Source organism: Polaromonas sp. P1_G2, from assembly GCF_056405515.1.
In genome coordinates this window covers 1-492 of the sequence record NZ_JBFUBY010000973.1, presented here as the reverse complement: position 1 = coordinate 492, position 492 = coordinate 1, and the positions used below count along the sequence as shown (strand labels likewise).

General features: G+C 48.8%; 1 protein-coding gene. It reads left to right on the top strand.

Annotated elements, in window-relative coordinates; translation table 11 throughout:
* Positions 1-51: 51 nt before the first annotated feature.
* A partial coding sequence (locus tag AC1D0P_RS28615; RefSeq protein WP_477679826.1) for a response regulator occupies positions 52-492 on the top strand: 441 nt, incomplete at its 3' end.

Here is a 492-nt window from a genome sequence, read left to right as displayed (position 1 = left end):
CCTCCGAATGGCTAAAAACAGACACGTCATAGTGATTTTCCTGGCCTCCTTTTGGCAGGGATCATTACCGTTTCGAATGCGTTTCCGTTATCGGGTCTCAAGATGCATATGCCAAGCTGGTTTGCGGAGCATTTAATGATGATTTACAACGGCATCTCAGTTCTTGTTGTTGAGGATGAAATCCTCATACGGTTGGACGTTGTAATCTCCCTGGAATCCAGCGGTTTCAGAGTTTTTGAGGCCTCGAACGCAGACGAAGCCATAGAAATCTTGAATCAACATTCAGACATCCATCTCGTTTTCACGGATATCGACATGCCGGGCAGTATGGACGGCTTGAAGCTAGCAAGCGCGGTGCGCGATAGGTGGCCGCCGATTAAGATCATCGTAACGTCGGGAAACCGCCATCTCAGCGATGACATGCTGCCGGTTCAAGGGAGGTTCTTTGACAAGCCTTATAATCCAATACGGGTCATAGGGGCGATCAAAGAG